Source organism: Salinicola sp. DM10, assembly GCF_017306975.2.
Lineage (GTDB): Bacteria > Pseudomonadota > Gammaproteobacteria > Pseudomonadales > Halomonadaceae > Salinicola.
Genome location: NZ_JAFLEN020000003.1, coordinates 427,315 through 448,261, shown reverse-complemented (window position 1 = coordinate 448,261; position 20,947 = coordinate 427,315). Strand labels below are relative to the sequence as shown.

The following is a 20,947-nucleotide window of genomic DNA, read 5'->3' as shown; positions in this document are numbered from 1 at the left end:
TTTCTCTTCTACTTCCCCTGCTCAGCTCTCCCACTCGGCGCCGAACACCTCCTTGAGCTCCTCGATCTGTGACCGGGTGAGCTCGCGGTAGGGCTTGTCGCGCAGCAGCAGGTAGAGCTTGGCGGTCTCCTCCAGCTCCTCGGCGGCGCTGACCGTGGCGTCGAGCGTCTTGCCGGTCACCACCGGGCCGTGATTGGCCAGCAGCACCGCGGCGTGCTTGGAGGCGTAGCGGGCGATGTCGTCGCCCAGCCGCGCATCGCCGGGGCGGCGGTACGGCAGCAGCGGCAGGTTGCCGATGCGCATCACGAAGTAGGGGGTGATCGGCGGCAGCGCGTTGTGCGGGTCGAGATCGTCGAGACAGGCCACCGCGCTGGAGTAGCTCGAGTGCAGGTGGACGATCGCCTGCGCCGCCGGCCGATGGCGGTAGTAGGCCAGATGGAAGAAGTACTCCTTGCTCGGCGGTTCGCCGCCGAGATGGTTGCCTTCCCAGTCGAGCCGGCTGATCGCCTCCGGCTCGAGTTCGCCCATGCAGGAGTTGGTCGGCGTGCACAGCCAGCTCTGCTCGTCGAGACGCACGCTGATATTGCCGCTGGTACCCGGGCTCAGGCCGCGGGCATAGAGGCGCTGGCCCAGGGTGGCGATGCGCTGGCGTAGCTGGCGTTCGCTGGTGGCGTCGCTCATCGAATGATCTCCCAGGCGCTGGTGAACATCTCGGGGGCGCCGAAGTTGCCTGACTTCAGCGCCAGATGGATATCGCCTTCGGCGGTGGCGGCGTGAGTCCAGGGGACCCCCGGGGCGATCTCGGGGCCGATGCGCAGCGCCGCGATCCCCAGCGCCTGCACGATCGCCCCGGAGGTCTCGCCGCCGGCGACGATCCACTGGCGCACGCCCTGGGCGAGCAGACGCTCGGCCAGGGTCGCCAGGGCACGCTCGATCAGCGCCCCGGCGGCCTCGACCCCGAGCTGCGCCTGGGCCGCCTCGACCGCCTCGGGCCGGGTGTCGCTGTGGATCAGCAGCGGCGTCTCGCCGAGCTGCGGCGTGGCCCAGGCCATGACCGCCTCGAGGGTGGCGTCGAAGTCTTCAGCCAGGCGCTGCGGGTCGAGGGTATAGGTGGGCAGGCGCGTACTCGCATGCTCGATCTGCTCGCGGGTGCGCCGCGAGGCGCTACCGGCCAGGATCACCGCACTGCCCTGGGCCGGCGGCAGCTGGCCGGGGTCGCTGACCGCCGGCTGATAGAGCGCGCCGAGGCCGAGCGCCAGCCCGGAGCCGCCGGTGACCAACGGCAGATGGGCGCTGGCCAGGGCCAGGGTGGTGAGCTGGGCATCGTCCAGGGTGTCGGTGACGATCAGCGGCCGCCCCTCGGCGATCAGCTGATCGATACGTTCACGCGTGGCCGCCTCGCCGCGGCTGAGGCAGGCGTGGTCGAGCAGACCGGTGGCGGCCTGGGTCTGCTGCCCCAGCCAGCGCACCAGATCGGCATCACGCATCGGGTTGAGCGGATGCCGCTCCATGCCGCTGTCGTTGAGCAGGCGGTCGCCCACGAACAGATGCCCCTGATAGACCGTACGCCCGGTGGCCGGAAAGGCCGGGCAGAACAGCGTGCCATCGACCCCCAGCGCGGCCATCAGCGCCTCGGCCACCGGCCCGATGTTGCCCTCGGGGGTGGAGTCGAAGGTGGAGCAGTACTTGAAGTAGAACTTCTCGCAGCCTTGGCGACGCAGCCACTCGAGCGCCGCCAGCGACTGGGAGACGGCGTCCGCGGCCGGAATGCTGCGCGATTTCAGCGCGACCACGACGGCATCCACCGGCTCGTTTGGGCTATCGCTATCGGGCACGCCGATGACCTGGCGGGTACGAAACCCGCTCTTGACCAGATTGTTGGCGAGGTCGGTGCCGCCGGTGAAATCGTCGGCGATACAGCCAATCAGAGGCATCGTGGGGCTCCTGGGCTAGCGGTTGAGAAGCGGGTCGGGGTGAGGGTGGAAAGCGCCTTCGGCGGCGGCGGGCTCGGTGACGGGCACGCAGCTCAGCGCGATGCCGCGCTCGGCCAGCGCCTGGCGCGCCGGCGGCGGTAGCGCATCGTCGGTGACGATGAGATCGAACGCCTCCAGCGAGCAGGCGCGAAAGCGCCCGAAGCGGCCGTACTTGGCGCTGTCGGCGAGCAGTACCCGTTGCGCGGCGCTGTGCAGCAGCTGCTGCTTGACCACCAGCTTGGCCTCGTCCGGCGTGGTCAGGCCGCGTTCGAGATGCCACGAGGACGAGCTGAAGAAGGCCAGATCCAGATTGACGCCGCTCAGATAGGCCGCCACCGCCGGCCCCACGGTGGCGTGGTTGTCGGGGTCGACCCGGCCGCCAGCGTGGTGCAGCTCGATCTGCGGGTAGTCGGCGAGCAGCGCGCTGACCTGGAAGCTGTTGGTGATCACGCACAGTTCGTGGTGGCCGGTGAGCAGCGCCGCCAGCTCGTAGAGGGTGGTCCCGGCATCCAGATAAAGGGTCTGCCCCGGCTTGACCAGCGAGGCGGCATGGCGGGCGATGGCGCGCTTGGCCGCGATGTTGGTGGCGGCCTTGAGCGGCCAGGCGGGCTCGCGATGAAGGGGTGCGATCCGGCGCACGCCGCCGCTGACCGAGAGCACCTGCCCAGCCTGCTCGAGACGCTGGATATCCCGGCGCACGGTCATGTGCGAGACCGCCAGATGGGTGGCGAGCTCGGCGATACCGAGCACGCTGTGGGTATCGAGCAGGTCGAGCAGCTGCTGGCGGCGCTGGCTGGGAATCACGAATCACCCTGAGAGCAGATGATGCATTTTGTGAAAAATTCACAAAAATGCTCAAGAAGGACTCATGCTCGTTCCAGCGCCGTCGGAAGTCAAACGCCGGCGCCCTCGACGTTAGTCCAGGTGCAAGGTCAGGCCAGGTCCCAGGCCAGGCCCAAGAACAGGCCCAAGAACAGGCCCAAGAACAGGCCGAGTGCAGTCGAGAGCATCGGCGAGAGAGATCGATGTAAAACCCGCGGGATGCTCAGGGTGAGCGCGCGGCCTGGCCTCAGGCCGGGGCGGAAGTGCCCGAGGCGCTCTCGGCGGGCCGGGCGATCAGCCGTTCGGCGGCGTCGTGCAGCGGCGTCAGCTGGCGCGCGATGTGCAACAGCTGACCCTGGATCAGGCGGCGCTCGTCGTCGGCGTCGTCCTGGGCGCTGGTTGGCTCGCGCTCGAACACCGCCATCAGTTCGGCCTGCACGGCCTTGGGGTCGGGAGGCGTTTCGCGCGCGGCCAGCCGCGCCGCCAGCGCGTCGAAGCGATCCGCCAGGGTGCGCGCGGCAGCGTAGAGCTCGGCATCCTGGGCGCTGGCGCTGACGCTGCCGCGGTGGGCCCCCAGCGCCGAGAGGTAACCCAGCAGGGTGTGCGAGGCGACCAGGAAGCGGAACCCCTCGTCGGCATCCTTCTTCCGGTAGTGGCCCGGCTCCTGCAGCATGTTGGAAAGCACGGTGGAGAGCGCAGCGTCGGCGTTGTGGGCGTTGCGCCGCGCCAGCCGATAGGCGAGATCGTCCTGCTTGCCGCTCTCGTACTGATGAATGATCTCGCGCAGATAGGCGGTGCTGTTGGCCAGCGCCGCCGCGGCCACCTTGTGCAGCCGCCGCCCCTGCCAGTCGGGCAGGATCAAGAATACCGCCAGGCCGGAGATCAGCGCGCCGATCAGGGTATCGATCAGGCGCGGCAGGATCAGGTCGAAGCCGTCGCCGACCTGGTTGAAGCTCGCCAGCACCAGGGTGGTGATGGCAGCGGTGGCGATCACATAGTGCTTCTCGCGATTGGCGAAGAACACCACCCCGGCGGCGATCGCGATCAGCGACTGCATCAGCGGGTCGGTGAACAGGCTGATCAGCGCCCAGCCGGCCACCAGCCCGAGCACGGTGCCGACGATACGCTGGTACAGAAAGCGCCGGGTGGCGCCAAAGTTGGGCCGGCACACGAACAGCGTGGTGAGCAGGATCCAGAACCCCTGGGTGGGATGGACCAGATGCAGCACGCCGTAGCCTACCAAGAGCGCGGTGGAGAGCCGCAGCGCGTGGCGGAACAGCGGTGAGCCCGGGGTCAGGTTGAGGCGCACCCGCTCCCAGGCGTCCTTGAGGCTGCGCGGCGAGCGGTTGAACAGGCTGGCATCCTGCTGATCGGCGACCATATCGGGGTTGTGGGCGCGCGAGAGCTGGTCTTCCAGCGTCGCCAGGTTGCGCCCCAGCGCCTGTAGCGAGCGCAACAGCGGGGTCCAGGCGGGGTTGCGCTGGGCACGCAGGTAGACGATCGAGGCGCGCAGATCCTCCAGCGCTTGCTCGCTCAACCCGTGATCGAACGGCTGGCGCAGCAGCAGCGCCTTGGCCAGCCGCTTGCACGCTCGCCCCTGCTGGTCGAGCAGGCGCTGGCAGCGGAACAGCACGTCGTGATGAAAGAAGGTCTCGGCCAGCGCCGAGTAGGGGTAGTGCGAGGCGCTGACGCGCTCGTGGATATCCTGGGCGATGAAGTAGAGACGCAGATAGCGATTGAGCTTGCGGCTGGTGCGCTGGCCTTCGAGACGCCGGAAGATCATCTCCTTGGCCTGATTGAGCGCGCTCACCACGCGCCCGTTCTGGCGCGCCAGCTCGACCCGGCGCGCCTCCACGTCGAGCCCGCGCAGCGGCTCGAACAGGGTCGCCTTGATGATCAGGTAGGTGCCCAGCTCGCGATAGAGCTGGGCCATGCTCTGCTTCACCGGCTGGCGCGAGAAGAGCGCACACCACACCACCGAGATGACCCCGTACCACGCGGCACCCGCCACCAGTAGCAGCGGCTGGCGCCACACATCCTCGCTGGTCCCGCCGTGCTGCTCGATATTGATCATCGAGTAGACAGAGAGGATCAGAGTCGCCGAGGCGATGGTGGCGTAGCGCTGCTCTACCGCACCCAGCATGATCAGGACGAACGCCGACAGCGCCAGACCCGGTGCGAACAGCCACGGCCACGGAAACAGTATCTCGACGCTGAGCGAGGCGACGAAGAAGCACCCCAGGGTCACCAGCAGCGCTCTGACCCGCCCCTCCCAGCTATCGTCGGTCTCGGCCAGGGCGCTGGCGATGATGCCCAGGAACAGCGGGATGGCGAGTCCGACCTGGTCCTGCTGCCAGCTCAACGCCATGGCGCCGCTGAAGGCCATGAATACGCGCAGGCTGTAGGCGAACTTGTCGAGGGTCCACAGGCGACGCAGGGAGTGGGAGAGCGAGTCGGAGATTGCGGCGGCTCCAGCAAAATGGTGATGATCACACGATAGTCTGTCGGGGCAGCGGACAGACCCGGATTAGACTTTAGTATAACGCCTCTCGCCCCGCCCTCGGCAACGCCTCGCGCTTCCCTCCACGCCGGGACTCCGGCACCATCGTGGTGCGCCCGTCATGCCGGGCGGCCCCAGCAGAGGACCCGCACCCGCCCATGCCCAGATCGCCATCCCGCCATGTGACCGCCCCCGACTCCCGCACGCGCCGACTGCTGCGTGGTGTGGGGCATCTCCTGCGCGCCCTGGTGCTGGCGCTGGTCATCGTCTGGGGCGCCCTGGCGCTGCACTTCGCGCTGCCGGGGCCGCATTTGCTGGTGCTGGCGGTCATCGCCCTGTGGGTGACACTTGGCCTCGCTGCCCTGTTCGCCCCGGCCTGGCGCCGCTATCGGCCACACGGCAGCGCGGCTCGCCAGCCCCTCCACCGCGGCCTGCAGCGTGCGAGTCTCGCCACCCGCCTCGCCTTCGCCCTGGCACTGCTGGCGGTGGTGATCTGGTGGCAGCAGCTGACGCCCCGCAACGATCGCGACTGGGCCCCGGACGTGGCGCGGCAGCTGGTGGTCGAGCGCCACGGCGACCGGGTACGCCTGGACAACGTGCGCGACTTCGAGTGGTTCACCCCGGATCTCGCCCGCGTGCGCTGGGAGAGCCGCGACTACGATCTCTCGACGCTTGCGAGCGTGGACATGATCGTCTCCTACTGGATGGGCCCGGCGATCGCCCACACCCTGGTCAGCTTCGGCTTCGCCGATGGCCGCCACCTCACCTTCTCGGTGGAGATCCGCCGCGAGCGGAACGAGGCGTTCTCGATCGCCGGCGGCTTCTTCAAGCAGTTCGAACTCAATCTGATCGCCGCCGACGAGAACGATATCCTGCGCCTGCGCAGCAATGTGCGCGGCGAAGACGTCTACCTCTACAGCGTGGGGCTGACCCCGCAGGCCCGGCGCGAGCTGTTCCTGGCCTATCTCGACGAGGCCGAACGGCTGCACGCGGAGCCCGCGTTCTACAACACCCTGACCAGCAACTGCACCACCATCGTCTTCGACATGGTCGCCCGGATCGTCGACGGCCTGCCGCGCGACCAACGGCTGATCCTCTCCGGCTATCTGCCCGGCTATGTCCACGATGTCGGCGGCCTGGCCCCGGGGGTGGCGCTGGAGACACTGCGCCAGCGCGGCTATATCGACCCGCGCGCCCGGGCGGTGCCCTACGCCGCGGGCAGCCTGGCCTTCTCCCGGGCCATCCGCGACGGCGTGCCGAGTGCCACGCCGCCCGCCGTCGACACCCCCGAGCGATCTCCATGAGCGCACCGTTCACGCCATTGCGCGATGCCATCGAGAAGCGCATCAGCCATTTGACCGGGCGCACTCTGGGCGGGGTCGATTACACCCAGCCCAAGGGCGACCCGGGGCTGTTCGGCCCCGATACCGTGGCCTGGCGGGTGCACGGCGACTTCACCTCGATGATGTGCGGCGGCATCAGCGCCCTGCTGCTGCAGATGCTGCACCCGCTGGCGCTGGCCGGGGTGTGGGACCACTCCAACTTCCGCCACGACATGATCGGCCGCCTGCGCCGCACCAGCCAGTTCATCGCGGTGACCACCTTCGGTTCCCACGACGACGCCGAACGCCTGCTCGAGCGGGTGCGCCGGGTGCATGCCGAGGTGGAGGGGACGACCGCGGATGGCCGCGCCTATGCGGCCAGCGACCCGGCGCTGCTCACCTGGGTCCATGTGGCCGAGATGAGCCGCTTTCTCGCTGCCCACCTGCGCTATCGCAATCCGCGCCTGTCGCTTGCCGAGCAGGACCGCTACTTCGCCGAGACCGCCCGCGTGGCCGAGGCGCTGGGTGCGACCCAGGTGCCCACCAGCCGCGCGGCGGTGGATGCCTACCTCGAACACCAGCGCCGCTATCTGGTGTGCGATGCGCGCACCCGCGAGGTGACCGAGATTCTGCTCCACGCGCTGCCGCCAAGCCCGCTGGTCAAGCCGGTGGGGGCGCTGTTCATGCGCGCCGGCATCGACCTGCTGCCGCCCTGGGCCGCCACCCTGCTGAGTCTCGAACTCGCCGCGCCCGAACGCCGCGCGGTGCGTGGCGGAATCCGCACCCTCGCCCCGGTGATGCGCTGGGCGGTGCGCAACGGCTCCTACCGCCGCGCCATGGAGCGCATGCAGGCCCGTGAGCAGGCGCGCCAGCCGCGCTGAGCGTCGTTGGCACGCGCCCCCGGTGCGTCAGCCCGCTGCCAGCTCTCTAGCCAGCCAGTTCGCCAGACTTTCGCCGCGGCTCCGCTCACGCCCCGGGGCGAGCCACAGCCCCAGTGCGGCATCGGTCTCCTGTGCCGGCCAGGGCGCTACCAGCCGCCCCTGGGCCAGATCGTTCGCCACCAGCAGCTCGGGGGCGATCGCCACCCCCAGCCCCGCCAGCGCCGCCTCCAGCAGATAGTAGAGATGCTCGAAGGTGCGCCCGCGCGCACGTGCCGCGGCCAGCGTCACCGGCTCGGCGCCCAGCGCCGCGGCCCACTGCGGCCACGCCTGCGGCCGTGAGGCGGTATCCAGCAGGGTGGCCTCCCCCAGCATCGCATCGGCCGTCGCGTGAGACGTGTGCGCCCACACCGCCGGTGTGGCCACGGCGACGATACGCTCGGCCTGGAGCGGAAACACCGCGATATCCGCCGGCCACGGCGGTGCGGCGAAGCGCAGCGTGGCATCGATATCCTCGCGCCGCGGATCGAGCTCCCCTTCGCTGGAGACCACGCGCAGACGCAGCGCGGGCAGATCCGCGTTGAGCCGGTCGAGCCGCGGAATCAGCCAGCGCGCCAGCAGGCTGCCGGGGCAGGCCAGGGTGAAGGGTTGGCTTGCGAGCTCGCGGGAGAGCGCGGCGCAGCCCTCGCCGAGCCGGGCGAAAGCCTCACGGATCGACGGCTGCAGCAGGCGGCCATGGGCGGTGAGCACGAGCCCGCGCCCCGACTTGTCGAACAGCGACGTGCCGAAGTGGGCTTCGAGCGTGCGCAGCTGGCGACTGACCGCACCATGGGTGACATGCAGCGCCTCGGCGGCGGCGGTGACGCTGCCCAGCCGGGCCACGGCATCGAAGGCGCGCAGCGCATTGAGCGACGGGAGTGACGAGATTGGCGCCATGACGATCCTCGCGGTCGACGGGCTCGCCCACGAGGTTCTCGCGGGCATTCTATTGTGAGTTTTACTCACAGGTCGGCGAGAGTTTATCGATTTTTTCCGGGCCCGCACCAGGCTAACGTGGACGCCATGATGCCAACCGGAGCCCCCGCAATGACTGACTATCCCGATAGAAACGGCTTTTTCGGCGGTAGCGACGGCTACGGCGGGCGCTACGTCGCCGAAACGCTGATGCCGCTGATCGGTGAGATCGAAGCCGCTTACGACGACGCTCGTCAGGACCCCGACTTCAACGCCGAGCTGGCAGCCCTGCAGTGCGACTACGTCGGCCGCGCCACGCCGCTCTACCTGGCCGAGCGGCTGAGCGCCCATGCCGGCGGCGCGCAGATCTATCTCAAGCGCGAGGATCTCAACCATACCGGCGCGCACAAGATCAACAACGCCCTCGGCCAGGCGCTGCTGGCCCGGCGCATGGGGCGCACCCGGCTGATCGCCGAGACCGGCGCCGGCATGCACGGGGTGGCGGTGGCCACGGTGGCGGCACGTCTGGGCATGACCTGCACCATCTACATGGGCGCCAAGGACATCCACCGTCAGCAGCCCAACGTGCAGCGCATGCGCCTGCTCGGGGCCCGGATCGTGGCGGTGGAAAACGGCACCGCGACGCTCAAGGACGCCATGAACGAGGCCCTGCGCGCCTGGGTCGCCAGCGTCGATGACACCTTCTACGTGATCGGCACGGTGGCAGGCCCGGCGCCCTATCCGCGCATGGTGCGCGACTTCCAGTCGGTGATCGGCCGCGAGGCGCGGGCGCAGATCGTCGAGAAGACCGGACGCCTGCCCCACAGCCTGATCGCCTGTGTCGGCGGCGGCTCCAACGCCATGGGGCTGTTCCACGCCTTCCTCGATGACCCGGTGGCGCTGATCGGCGTCGAGGCCGGCGGTGAAGGGATCGAGAGCGGGCGCCACGCCGCCAGCCTGAACGGCGGCAGCCCCGGGGTGCTCCACGGTAACCGCACCTATCTGCTGCAGAACGCCGACGGCCAGATCCAGGATGCCCACTCGATCTCCGCCGGGCTCGACTATCCCGGCATCGGCCCCGAGCACGCCTGGCTCCACGACAGCGGCCGCGCGCGCTATGTCAGCGTCACCGATAGCGAAGCGCTGGCCGCGGTCGCGCTGTGCTGCCGTCTGGAGGGTATCCTGCCGGCGCTGGAGTCGGCCCACGCGCTGGCCGAGGCAACCCGAGTCGCCGCCGAGCTGCCGCCCGAGGCGTCCGTGGTGGTCTGCCTGAGCGGCCGTGGCGACAAGGACATGGCCACCATCATCGAGCATCTACCCGCGCAGGAGGCAACCCCATGAGCCCGCACGATCTCACTCCGCCGTCGCGTCTCGCAGCGCGCTTCGCCACCTGCCAGGCACAACGGCGCGCCGCGCTGGTGACCTACGTCATGGCCGGCGACCCGGACCGCGCCAGCAGTCAGGCACTGCTGGCAGAGCTGCCCGCCGCCGGCGCCGATATCATCGAGCTGGGCATGCCGTTCAGCGACCCCATGGCCGACGGCGAGGCGATCCAGCGCGCCGGCCAGCGCGCGCTGGGCGACGGCCAGACCCTGGCCGGCACCCTCGATATGGTGCGCGAGTTCCGGCGCCAGGACACCGCCACCCCGCTGGTCTTGATGGGCTATCTCAACCCGATCCAGTGCTACGGCGAGACGCGCTTTCTCGGCGACGCCGCGGCAGCGGGGGTGGATGGCCTGATCGTGGTCGACCTGCCGCCGGAGCACGGCGCCGCCTTCACCGCCCGGGCCCGCGATCTGGGTCTGGCGCGGATTCCGCTGGTCGCCCCGACCACCCCGGCCGAACGGCTGCCGGCACTGCTCGCCCAGGGTGACGGCTTCGTCTACCGCATCGCCTACAACGGCATCACCGGACGCGCCGGCAGCGCCCCCAGCGGCGATCTCGAGACGGCGCTGGCACAGCTGCGCGAGCACACCCCCTTGCCGCTGGCAGTGGGCTTCGGTATCCGCGATGGTGACGCCGCGGCCGCGGTCGCCGCGGTGGCCGACGCGGTGGTGGTGGGTAGCGCTCTGGTCGAGCGCCTGGAGACACAGGGGCAGGCAGCCGCCCTGGCGCTGGTGCGTGAATTGGCGGAGAGAACGCACCGCTGAGACCATTCTATTGAATAGGATGAAACAGGCGACAAAACGCGCTTTTATACCAAAAAATAGAATCTAGACTCTCTCCAACGGTGCCGACCCGGGTGTCGGCCCTCTTTCAGGAGAGACGCCATGTTGACGATTCGACGCAGCGACGAACGCGGCTATGCCGACCACGGCTGGCTCAAGAGCTTCCATTCGTTCTCCTTCGCGGGCTACCACGACCCGCGGCACGTCCACTTCAGCGTCCTGCGGGTGATCAACGAAGACCGCGTGGCGCCGGGGCAGGGCTTCGGCCAGCACGGTCATCGCGACATGGAGATCTTCTCCTACGTGCTCAGCGGCGAGCTGGCCCACCGTGACACCCTGGGCAACGGCTCGGCGATCGGCCCCGGCCGGGTGCAGATCATGACCACCGGTAGCGGGGTCGAGCACAGCGAATTCAACCACTCTGCCAGCGAGCCGGTGCATTTCCTGCAGATCTGGCTGTTCCCGCGCGCGCGCAACCTCGAACCGCGCTATGCCGAGAAGGATTTCGACGCCGCCGACAAGCGCGGCCGGCTGTGCCTGATCCTGTCGCCGGACGGCCGCGATGGCTCGCTCACGCTGCAGCAGGACGCCTTCATCTACGCCTCGCTGCTCGATGGCGACGAGCGCGCCGAACTGGCGCTGGGCGCACAGCGCCAGGCCTACGTGCATCTGGTGCGTGGCGCGCTGACGGTCAACGGCATCCGGCTGGCGGGCGGCGATGCGCTGATGCTGACCGACGAGCCGACGCTGACGCTGGAACAGGGCGAGGACGCCGAGGTGCTGGTATTCGACCTGCCGGTGATCGACGCGGCCTGATTCGACGGCGGTCGGCGCGGCCGCGTCGACCGTCAGTGAGAAGTGCACGCGCCTCGAGGCGTGTGCTACCCAAGATCTGATGTTCTTATCTCTGGAGTGACAAGATGCCCTATCGCAACCTGCGCCAATCCCTGACCCTGACCGCTGCCCTGCTCGCCGGCACCGCCAGCTTAAGCGCCCTGGCCGATAGCGTGACCTACCAGATGGACCCGAGCCACACCAGCGTGGTGGCCTCGTGGAGCCACTTCGGCTTCTCCCATCCCACGGCGAGCTTCTCCGACGTCAAGGGCACGATCCACTTCGACCGCGACGACATCGCCGACTCCAGCGTGACGGTGAGCATCCCGGTGAAGACGGTGGATACGCGCGTGCCGGCGCTGAACAAGGAGTTTCTGGGAGAGAGCTACTTCGACGTCGCGCAGTATCCCGAGGCGACCTTCGAGAGCACAAGCATCGAGGCCACCGGCGACGATCACTACGACGTGCACGGCAAGCTGACCATCAAGGGTGTGACCCATCCGGCGGTACTCCACGCCACCCTCAACCAGGTCGGCGAGCACCCCATGGCCAAGGTACCGGCGCTCGGCTTCGACGCCGAGACGACCATTCAGCGCAGCGACTACGGCCTCGACCAGTACGTGCCCAACGTCAGCGACGCGATCCATATCCGTATCTCGAGCGAAGCCGAGGCCGGCGGCAGCGATAGCTGATACCCGCGTCTACGTGGGCAAGGCCCAGAACGCGAAAGGCCCCCGAACGCGAAAGCGTCGGGGGCCTTGTGCAGGTCGGTCGAGCGTCTTACAGGCCAGTCGTACTCGAACTAGGCCTGCTATAAATATTTGAGCAGACTCTGCAACCGCTCCAGATCGCGCGAATCGCCGACCAGGCGCAGACGTCCGTCGAACAGGCCTTCGCGGAAGGCGCGCTGGGAAGGCTTGCGCAGAAAATGAGTGGCGCTGTCGGCATCGCGAAAGCGCAGTTCGAGATTGAGATCCACCGGCAGCCCGCTCTGGCTGTCGACGCGCTCCGGCGTCATCCGGTAGTGGCGAGCAATCGCTCGGTCTTCGGTCGCCACGCCCCAATCGAAGCGCTTCAGACGCGTCAGGGCCTCACGGAATTCGGGCTTGCGCGCACGCGTACGCTTCAACATCACGCCCAGCCACCACAGCATCAACTTGAGCTTCATGCGCCCTCGCAAGCCGTCAGGTCAAGAAAGAAATGCCGACCCGCCCGGTGACGGGGGATCGGTCATCGATGGCCACTCGCCGTCAGGCGTCGAGCCCGTCGCGGCAGCGATTACTTACTAACCGCGTCCTTGAGCGCCTTGCCGGGCTTGAATGCCACGGTCTTGCTGGCGGGAATATTCAGCGGCTTGCCGGTCTGCGGGTTCTTGCCGGTGCGGGCGGCACGCTCGCGCACGGTGAACGAGCCGAAGCCGATCAGCGTGACGTCACTGCCCTTAGATACCGTGCCGGTGATCTCATCGAGGATGACGTTGAGTACCTGGCTGGCTTTGTCCTTGGAAAGATCCGCACGCTCGGCGATCGCCGCGGCGAGTTCTGGCTTACGCATAAAGCCCTCCTTGTTTGGCTCTACTGGGGCGAGGTCGCGGATAGCGACGCCTCGCGATTCCTAAGCGCTGTTGTTATCGGGGCGCGCCAGTCGGGTCGGCGCGCCCCCAGCGCATAATAGGCAGCTCTCGACGCGGTTTGTAAAGCCTTACATGAGCATTTGCCGTTCGCGCCCGACCACCGCTGCTAGCCTAGCAACGGCGGTGCCGCCCGCGCCAGTTCGACTTTGCGCCGAACGCAGGCGCCGGTCAGGGCGAATCCGATCAGCCGCCCGGCGGCATCCTCGGCCACGGCGCTGAAATCCCCCGCCTCGCCGTCGATGCGCCAGCGCGCCGGGGTCTCCCGCGGCACCAGCGCGGCGATCGGCAGCAGCGCGGTCTTGACCATCACCGGCCAGGCGCCATAGGCGACCGCCGTCGGCGTGCCGGTGAGCGTGGCGGCCAGCGCCTTGGCGCTGGCCTGCAGCGGCTGTACGTACATGGCGTTGAGGCCATCGACGCAAGCGACGTCGCCGAGCGCATGAATGTGCGGGTCGCTGGTCTGCAGATAGCGGTCGGTGAGAATGCCCGCGGGGCCGGTCTGCAGCCCGGCGGCGGCGGCCAGCGCGGTGCGCGGGCGCAGCCCGGTGGCCACCAGGACCAGATCGGCAGCGAAGCGCTCACCGTCGTCGAGCGTCAGCGACACGCCGCCGTCACTGGGTTCGAGCGCCTGCACCTGGCGCTCGAAGTAGCCGGCGATACCGGCTGCAGCGAACGCCTCGGCCAGCGCCCGCCCCAGCGGTGGCGGCAGTAGCCGTGGCAGCGGCGCCGGCTCCGGGGCGATCAGCGCGACCCGATGACCGCCGGCGTGGAGATCGTTGGCGAACTCGCAGCCCACCAGCCCGGCGCCGACGATGGCCACTCGGGCCGGTTGTCCGGGATGGCGCTCGAGGGCGGCGCGAAAACGCCGGTAGTCATCGAGATCGTTGACCTGGAAGACCCGCCCGGCGAGCCCCTCGGGGGTTGCGAACGGCTGCCACGGCGCCGCGCCGGTGGCCAGCACCAGTTGCGCGTAGGGCAGGCGCTCGGCGCCCAGCCACAGCGTGCGCTGGCGCGGGTCGATCGCGTCGACCGGGGTATGGCAGCGCAGGGTGGCGCCAAGCGCATCGGCCACCCCGATGGCGTCGCGCTGGGCCAGCGCCGCGGCACTCTGGCCCTTGGTGAAGGCACTCGAGAGCAGCGGCTTGGCGTACTCATCGCCGCTGTCGGCGGTGATCAGGGTCAGCGCGCGGTGGGGGTCGCGGCTGCGTATCGCACGGGCCAGGCCCAGGCCGGCCATGCCGGTGCCGATGATCGTCAGGGGCGCACTCATGCCTTCCTCTCGGTCGCGGAATGGCCCCATGATACACTACGCCGCCCCAGGGCCGCCGCGCCCGGGCCCTCGCGGCCAGTCCTGTCCGGAGTCGTGCGTGTCCTCATCTTCATCCCTTCGCCTGCCCAGTCGCGTGCGCTCAAGCGCTACGGATACCCGGTCTACGGATGCCAGCCCCTCGGCGCCTACCGCCGTGGCTGCGAGCCATTGGCAGACCACGCCGCCGCTGCGGCGCTGGAGCCCGGCCGCCGCCTGGCGACCGGTGATGGACCCGCGCTGGTGGCGCTGGGTCGCCTCGACCGATTCGCTCACCGCGCGTCTGATCGCCGCCTCGCCGCGGCCTTTTCGCGTCCGCCTGCTCGATGAGGGCATCGGCGTGCCGCGACGCGACGAAGCCCAGGCGCTGGGCCTGGCGCCGGGCCGCGTAGCCTGGATTCGCGAGGTGCTGCTGATGAGCGGCGAGCGCCCCTGGGTCGCGGCGCGCTCGGTGGCGCCGCTGACCCGCGGCGGCTGCCGCAGCCTGCGCGCCCTGGGCGAGCGCTCGCTGGGCAGCTGGCTGTTCGCCCAACCGGATCTCGAACGCGGGCCGATCGAGCTGAGTGCGGACCCTGCCGGCGTCTGGCTGCGCCGTTCGCGCTTTCGCCACGGCCGCATCCAACTGCTGGTGCAGGAACGCTTCCTGAGGCAGATGGCCGCCGACCTGGCGCTGCCGCCCGCGGGGTGAGCCCGGCTTCCGGACTGTGTGAGCCCCCGCTCACCGCCTACAGCCGCCCGGCGAGGGCCGCCTCGAAGATCCTGCGGTAGGTCGCCGCGTCGAAAGCAATCGGATTGCCCCCGGCGGAGGGGTCCTCCACCGCCATCTGCCCGACCCGTTCGGCATGGCTGTCGTCGATGCCCAGCGCGCTCAGCGTATGGGGAATGCCCAGGCGCTCACGCAGATCCAATACCCAATCGATCACCGCAGCGACCCCCGGCTGCGGCAGGTCGAGATAGCGCGCCAGGCGCACCATCGGCTCGCCGATCGCGCGGGTATTGGCGCGCAGCACGTAGGGCATCAGCACCGCATTGAGCATGCCATGGTGGGCATCGAACAGCGCCCCCAGCGGATGCGCCAGCGCGTGCATCGCGCCCAGCCCGCGCTGGAAGGCGGTCGCCCCCATCATCGACGCCACCAGCATGTCGCTGCGTGCGGCGAGATCGTCGCCGTTCAGATAGGCCCGCGGCAGCGCATCGCGGATACGCCGCATACCCTCCACCGCAATGCCCTCGGCCTGGGGGTGATACCCGGGCGCGCACCACGCTTCGAGACAGTGGGAGAGCGCGTCCATGCCGGTGGCGGCGGTGAGCCCCGGCGGCAGTTCACGGGTCAGCAGCGGGTCGAGGATCACCGCGCCGGGCAGCATGCGCGGATGGAAGATGATCCGCTTGACCTGGGTCTCGGCGTCGGTGATCACCGAGGCGCGCCCGACCTCCGAGCCGGTGCCGGCGGTGGTCGGCACCGCCACCACCGGCAGCACGGCGTCGGCATCCGCCTGGCGCCAGTTGTCGCCGCGATCCTCCAGCGCCCACAGCGACAGCGACTCGGGCTGGCGCGCCATCAGCGCCACCGCCTTGGCCGCGTCCAGCCCCGAACCGCCGCCGAAGGCGATCACGCCGTCGTGGTCACCGGCGCGGAAAGCGGCCACGCCGGCCGCGACGTTGGCCCCGGTGGGGTTGCCCTGAATCTGACTGAACACCTCGACCGCCAGCCCCGCCTCGCGGCAGCGCGTGAGCGCCTGCTCGACCATCGGCAACGCCGCCAGTCCGGGGTCGGTGATCAACAGCGGCGCGCGCATGCCCAGCGCCCGGCAGGCGTCGGGTAGCTCCTCGGCCCGCCCGGCGCCGATGCGGATGGGCGTGGGGTAGTTCCAGTTCGCGGTATAGCGTGCGTGATCGAAGTCACTCATGACGGATCTCCTGTACGGGGTCGCCGCGTTTCAGGCGTGCTTCAGGTGGAAGGATTTCGGCCGTGTCAGCGTCTCGTAGCCGACCTGCGACAGCGAGCAGCCGCGCCCGGACTGCTTGATCCCGGTCCAGGCCAGTTCCGGGTCGAGATAGTCGCAGCGGTTGGTGAACACGGTACCCGCGTCCAGGCGTTTGGCCAGCGCCTCACCCACGGCCAGATCGCGGGTGAACACGGCGGCGGTGAGGCCGAACGCGCTGTCATTCATCAGCGCCACCGCCTCGTCGTCATCGGCCACCGTCATGATGCCCACCACCGGGCCGAAGCTCTCCTCTCGCATCACCGCCATCTCGTGGGTCACCTGGGTGAGCACCTGGGGCGCCAGATAGGCGCTGCCCGGCACCGACAGCGGATAGTCAGCGGGGTCGATCCACGCCTTGGCGCCGGCGGCGACCGCGGCCTCGATCTGGCCGCGCACGAAGTCGGCCGCTGCCGGCCGTACCAGCGGCCCCAGCGTGGTCTGCGGGTCGGTGGGGTTGCCCAGCCGAAGCTCGCGCACCCAGGCCACCGCGCGCTCGACGAAGGCCTCGGCAATGTCGCGGTGGACATAGATGCGCTCGATGCCGCAGCAGCTCTGCCCCGAGTTGAAGAAGGCACCATCCATCACCGCCGGCACGGCGGCATCGAGGTCGACGTCGGCGCGGATATAGGCCGGGTCCTTGCCGCCCAGTTCGAGCCCGGTGGCGATAAAGCGCCCGGCGGCATTGCGCTCGACCATCTCGCCGCCGGCCACCGACCCGGTGAAGGAGACGTGAGCGATGCGGGAATCGCGAATCAGCGCTTCGGTATCGGCGTGCGCCAGATGCAGGAACTGAAACACCCCTTCGGGCAGTCCGGCGGCCTGAAAGGCTTCATGGATACGCTCCGCGCAAAGCGGCGTCTGCGCCGAGTGTTTGAGGATCACCGTATTGCCGGCCATGATCGCCGGCACCACCGCATTGACGGCGGTCATGAAGGGGAAGTTCCACGGCGCCACGATCAGCGATACACCCAGCGGCTCGCGGGTGATATAGCGGGTGAAGCCGGGCTTGTCGGCCAGCCGGATCGGCGCCAGGGCCGATTCGGCGAGCGCGATCATGCCGCGTGCGCGCTCCTCGAAACCGCCGATTTCGCCCCCCGCAGCGGCGATCGGCCGCCCCATCTGCCAGGTCAGCTCCTCGGCCAGTTTATCGCGCCGCGCGACGAAGGCATCGACCATCGCCGTACACAGCCGCGCGCGCTCGGCCAGCGGCGTCTCGCGCCATGCCCGCTGCGCCGCCACGGCGTCGGCGACGCAGGCTTCGATCTGCGCCTTCTCGGCCAGCTCGCGTTCGACATAGACCCCGCCATCCACGGGGGAAATCGTGTGTTGTCGTGCCATGCGCTGCTCCCACCCAGAAAGTGTCGTTATCCCGGTCGTGCCCGGGGGGCTCAAATAATCTCGAAGTAACGTGCCAACTCCCAATCGGTGATATGACGACGAAACTGGCGCTCCTCCCACTCGCGGGTGGCGGCGAAGTGCTCTACGAAGGCATCACCGAACAGCTCGCGGGCGGCATCCGAGCCGCGCAGGCGGCTAGCGGCATCCCACAGCGTGCGCGGCAACGCCAGCGATGCCGGGTGTTCGAGTTCGTAGGCATTGCCGGCGACCGGCGCCTCCGGTTCGAGCCCCTGCTCGATGCCGTAGAGCCCGGAACCGATCGCGGCAGCCAGTGCCAGGTAGGGATTGGCGTCGGCGCTACCGAGGCGATACTCGACCCGCTGAGATGTCTGTGAGCCGGGGATCACGCGCAGCGCACAGGTGCGGTTCTCGACCCCCCAGGTGGCATCGGTGGGCGCCCAGAAGCCGGGAATCAGCCGGGTATAGCTGTTGATCGTCGGCGCGAACATCGCCAGCAGCTCCGGCATCAGACGCTGCTGGCCGGCGACGAAGTGGCGCTGGATCTGGCTCATGCCATCGGCCGCGTCGGCATCGAAGAAAGCCGAACGGTCGCCGTCGCGATGGCGCAGCGAGAGATGGATATGCCCGCTCTGACCGGGGTAGTCCGGCGACCACTTGGCCATGAAGGTCGCCATCAGCCCGCGCCGCTGCGCCCACACCTTGGTGAAGGTCTTGAACAGCGCCCCCTTGTCGCCGGCGTTCAGGGCGTCGTCGACGCCGATCGCCGCCTCGAGCACCCCGGGCCCGGTTTCGGTGTGCAGCCCCTCGATGGGGAAATCCATGGTCTCCGCCAGCGCCAGCAGGTCGTGGTAGAGCTCGCCATGCACCGAGCTGCGCAGCATCGAGTAGCCCATCATGTCCGGCGTCAACGGCTTGAGGTCACGATAGCCCTTCTCGCGGATCGACTCCGGGGTCTCCTGGAACAGAAAGAATTCGTACTCCAGCGAACCAAGGACATCGAACCCCTGCGCCTCGGCGCGGGCGAGCACGCGCCTGAGCAGCCCGCGCGGGCAGAGCTGGCCGGCATCGCCCTCGAACTCGGCCAAAAACAGCAGCATGTCGCCCTCGAACGGCACCTCGCGGCAGCTCTCGGGGACGATCCGCAGCGGCGCATCCGGATAGCCGGTATGCCAGCCGGTGAAGGCGACGTTGTCGTAGAGCTCGTCCTTGCTGTCCCAGCCCAGTACCACGTCGCAGAAGGCAAACCCCTTCTCCAGCGCGGCGAAGAACTTGTCGCGCTGCATGTACTTGCCACGCATCACGCCGTCGATGTCGAACATGCCGACCTTGACGTGGGTCAGCCCGCGCGCCTCGACGAGTTCGCGCGCCTGGGCGGCGGTGCGCACGCTTCTGGCTTGTTGGTCACTCATGGCCGTTCCTCGCTCACAGTGTCAGGGAGATCGGGATCACGCCGCGCGGCCGTCGTCGTCCGCGGCCTGCTCGCCTCGCTGCATGGCGAACTCCTCCTCCGGCGACAGGATCAGACGGTGCCGCCCGACGCAGGCGAAGTAGCCGATACCCACCGCCAGCCACAGGGCGACGCCGATCACGCCGATCCGATAGGTGCTGTCGCTGAGCTGAAAGTAGATCGTCATCAGCGCGATGACGATGGTCGCCACGGCGCCTGGAATCCCGAAGGGGCTGCGGTAGGGGCGCTCGATATGGGCGTGATGGCGGCGCAACAGGATGAAGGAGAGCGCCTGGGCGATGTAGGAGCACATGGCGCCGAAGACCGCCATGTTGAGCAGGGTGCCCCCGATCACCGCCGAGCCCTCCTGGGTTCCGAGGCCGAAGAAGCAGATCAGCATGATGGTCATGCCCACCAGCGCGCCGCCAATCATCGCCACGTACGGTGTCTTGCGCGTACCGTGGGTCACCGAGAGGAAGGTGGGAAAGTAGCCGGCGCGGGAGAGCGAGTAGATCTGGCGACCCTGGGCAAAAATGATGGTATGGAAACTGGCGATCAGCCCGATCAGCGCCAGCAGCGCGAGAAATTTGGCGGTGCCGGCGCCGAAGATCGCCTGGAAACCATCCAGCAACGGCTCACCGGACTGGCTCAGGGCGTAGCTACCAACGCCTACCACCGCGGGGTTGAGCACCAGGATCAGGGTCGCGGAGACGATCAGGGTGGTGATGCCGAGCAGGATGCCGCGCGGCATGTCACGCCGCGGGTCGACCGACTCCTCGGCGGCCAGCGGCAACTGCTCGATGGCCAGGAACAGCCACACCGCGAACGGCATCGCCGCTAGCGCCCCACCGATACCCATCGGCAGCAGCGGTCCGTGGCCGCCTTCGAGCTCACCGCCGCCGGGGGCGATGTTCAGCGCCCAGGTCGAGAAGTCGAGATGGGTGACGGCGCTGAACCAGAACACCACCAGCACCGCCAGCGCCAGCAGGGTCACCGCCAGCGTCACCCTGAACGACAGCTCGACCCCGACGATGTTGAGGCCGACGAACAGCAGATAGCCCAGCAGCCACCACAGCGGCTGGAACGCCGCCGGCGTCTCGAAGATGCTGCCCAGATAAGAGCCGATGAAGAACACGATCACCGCCGGCGTGAGCACGTACTCGACGTTCTCGCACAGGCCGGTGACGAAGCCGCCCCAGGGCCCCATGGAGGAGCGCGCGAAGGAGTAGGCGGCGCCGGTGTGCGGCAGGGCCGGCGACATCTCGGCGATACAGAAGGTCAGGCCCAGGTACATCACCGCGATGATCGCGGTGGCGATCGCCATGCCGCCCCAGCCGCCCGAGGCGAGCCCCAGGTTCCAGCCCGAGTAGTGGCCCGAGATCACCGCCCCCACGCCCAGTGCCCAGAGCGACCAGGGCCCGGCGTGGCGGCGCAGGCCGCGTTTGTCGAAATAGCTGGCATCCTGCTGCTGGTAGTGGATGCCGGCGGCGGGTTTACCGTGGTTTGTCATTGTTCTACTCCCAAGGATCGAGCCACCCTGTTCCGCGATCCCCGTGCTGCCAGCGTCTATCGACACCCAGGAGCGACGCCGACATCCGCTGACCGCGCCCACCTCGAGTCTGAGCGCGTCAGCGTGACAAAAGCAATATCTATCGCTACGCCCCGTAGCTATCGCCGCGCCTATCGCTGCGCCCATTGCCATGCCTCGCTGCCGGCGGGGTTGTGGTGTAAGGTCCAGCCAGTCGCGTCCCGCTCGCCGTTCT

Annotated in this window: 19 protein-coding genes; 7 read left to right on the top strand and 12 right to left on the bottom strand. The window is 68.9% G+C overall.

Features of this window, described 5'->3' with window-relative positions; translation table 11 throughout:
• Positions 1–21 precede the first annotated feature (21 nt).
• The 4 genes from otnC to yccS form a co-directional block, all read right to left on the bottom strand.
• A complete protein-coding gene (gene otnC, locus J0A90_RS13595) occupies positions 22–681 on the bottom strand; it encodes a 3-oxo-tetronate 4-phosphate decarboxylase (protein ID WP_207036715.1) in 660 nt (219 codons plus the stop codon).
• Positions 678–1,934, bottom strand: coding sequence for a 3-oxo-tetronate kinase (gene otnK / locus J0A90_RS13590; protein WP_207036714.1), 1,257 nt, complete (start codon positions 1,932–1,934; stop codon positions 678–680). The genes otnC and otnK overlap by 4 nt, the downstream gene beginning before the upstream one ends.
• Before the next feature lie 15 nt (positions 1,935–1,949).
• On the bottom strand, positions 1,950–2,777 hold the full coding sequence (locus J0A90_RS13585; protein ID WP_207036712.1) for a DeoR/GlpR family DNA-binding transcription regulator: 828 nt from the start codon (positions 2,775–2,777) through the stop codon (positions 1,950–1,952).
• A gap of 265 nt (positions 2,778–3,042) precedes the next feature.
• The gene (yccS, locus tag J0A90_RS13580; protein ID WP_233076782.1) at positions 3,043–5,181 is read right to left on the bottom strand and encodes a YccS family putative transporter; all 2,139 of its coding nucleotides are present in this window, start codon (positions 5,179–5,181) and stop codon (positions 3,043–3,045) included.
• Between the two features lie 272 nt (positions 5,182–5,453).
• On the opposite strand from yccS, the gene J0A90_RS13575 reads away from it, so the two are divergent.
• On the top strand, positions 5,454–6,599 hold the full coding sequence (locus tag J0A90_RS13575) for a DUF4105 domain-containing protein (protein WP_207036711.1): 1,146 nt from the start codon (positions 5,454–5,456) through the stop codon (positions 6,597–6,599).
• On the top strand, positions 6,596–7,498 hold the full coding sequence (locus tag J0A90_RS13570) for an oxygenase MpaB family protein (protein WP_207036710.1): 903 nt from the start codon (positions 6,596–6,598) through the stop codon (positions 7,496–7,498). The genes J0A90_RS13575 and J0A90_RS13570 overlap by 4 nt, the downstream gene beginning before the upstream one ends.
• Before the next feature lie 27 nt (positions 7,499–7,525).
• Here the strand turns inward: J0A90_RS13570 and J0A90_RS13565 are convergent, their stop codons facing one another.
• Positions 7,526–8,431 carry a LysR family transcriptional regulator gene (locus J0A90_RS13565; RefSeq protein WP_207036709.1) on the bottom strand — a complete coding sequence of 302 codons (906 nt, stop codon included), beginning with the start codon at positions 8,429–8,431 and terminating at the stop codon, positions 7,526–7,528.
• Between the two features lie 150 nt (positions 8,432–8,581).
• Between J0A90_RS13565 and trpB the strand changes: the two genes are divergently transcribed.
• From trpB to J0A90_RS13545, 4 genes are all read left to right on the top strand, one after another.
• A complete protein-coding gene (gene trpB / locus J0A90_RS13560) occupies positions 8,582–9,790 on the top strand; it encodes a tryptophan synthase subunit beta (RefSeq protein WP_207036708.1) in 1,209 nt (402 codons plus the stop codon).
• The gene (trpA, locus tag J0A90_RS13555) at positions 9,787–10,599 is read left to right on the top strand and encodes a tryptophan synthase subunit alpha (protein ID WP_207036707.1); all 813 of its coding nucleotides are present in this window, start codon (positions 9,787–9,789) and stop codon (positions 10,597–10,599) included. Before trpB ends, trpA begins: the two co-directional genes overlap by 4 nt.
• Before the next feature lie 120 nt (positions 10,600–10,719).
• Positions 10,720–11,433, top strand: coding sequence for a pirin family protein (locus J0A90_RS13550; RefSeq protein ID WP_370635787.1), 714 nt, complete (start codon positions 10,720–10,722; stop codon positions 11,431–11,433).
• Between the two features lie 104 nt (positions 11,434–11,537).
• Positions 11,538–12,143, top strand: a complete 606-nt coding sequence (locus J0A90_RS13545; RefSeq protein ID WP_207036706.1) for a YceI family protein — start codon at positions 11,538–11,540, stop codon at positions 12,141–12,143.
• A 119-nt stretch (positions 12,144–12,262) separates the two neighbouring features.
• Here J0A90_RS13545 and J0A90_RS13540 read toward each other — a convergent pair whose 3' ends face one another.
• From J0A90_RS13540 to J0A90_RS13530, 3 genes are all read right to left on the bottom strand, one after another.
• A complete protein-coding gene (locus tag J0A90_RS13540) occupies positions 12,263–12,619 on the bottom strand; it encodes a hypothetical protein (RefSeq protein ID WP_035472797.1) in 357 nt (118 codons plus the stop codon).
• Positions 12,620–12,729: 110 nt separating this feature from the next.
• Positions 12,730–13,005, bottom strand: coding sequence for an HU family DNA-binding protein (locus J0A90_RS13535; RefSeq protein WP_035472794.1), 276 nt, complete (start codon positions 13,003–13,005; stop codon positions 12,730–12,732).
• Positions 13,006–13,190: 185 nt separating this feature from the next.
• A complete protein-coding gene (locus tag J0A90_RS13530; protein WP_207036705.1) occupies positions 13,191–14,354 on the bottom strand; it encodes an FAD-dependent oxidoreductase in 1,164 nt (387 codons plus the stop codon).
• 193 nt (positions 14,355–14,547) lie between these two features.
• Between J0A90_RS13530 and J0A90_RS13525 the strand changes: the two genes are divergently transcribed.
• Positions 14,548–15,078 carry a chorismate lyase gene (locus J0A90_RS13525; RefSeq protein WP_370635786.1) on the top strand — a complete coding sequence of 177 codons (531 nt, stop codon included), beginning with the start codon at positions 14,548–14,550 and terminating at the stop codon, positions 15,076–15,078.
• Between the two features lie 37 nt (positions 15,079–15,115).
• Here J0A90_RS13525 and J0A90_RS13520 read toward each other — a convergent pair whose 3' ends face one another.
• Genes J0A90_RS13520 through J0A90_RS13505 form a run of 4 tightly spaced genes read right to left on the bottom strand, consistent with a single transcriptional unit; the run spans position 15,116 to position 20,694 of the window.
• Entirely contained in the window at positions 15,116–16,300 is a 1,185-nt protein-coding gene (locus tag J0A90_RS13520; RefSeq protein WP_207036703.1) for an iron-containing alcohol dehydrogenase, read from the bottom strand.
• Positions 16,301–16,330: 30 nt separating this feature from the next.
• The gene (locus J0A90_RS13515) at positions 16,331–17,716 is read right to left on the bottom strand and encodes an aldehyde dehydrogenase family protein (protein ID WP_207036701.1); all 1,386 of its coding nucleotides are present in this window, start codon (positions 17,714–17,716) and stop codon (positions 16,331–16,333) included.
• A 50-nt stretch (positions 17,717–17,766) separates the two neighbouring features.
• On the bottom strand, positions 17,767–19,146 hold the full coding sequence (locus J0A90_RS13510; RefSeq protein ID WP_207036699.1) for a glutamine synthetase family protein: 1,380 nt from the start codon (positions 19,144–19,146) through the stop codon (positions 17,767–17,769).
• A 36-nt stretch (positions 19,147–19,182) separates the two neighbouring features.
• On the bottom strand, positions 19,183–20,694 hold the full coding sequence (locus J0A90_RS13505; RefSeq protein WP_207036697.1) for an amino acid permease: 1,512 nt from the start codon (positions 20,692–20,694) through the stop codon (positions 19,183–19,185).
• Between the last annotated feature and the right edge of the window lie 253 nt (positions 20,695–20,947).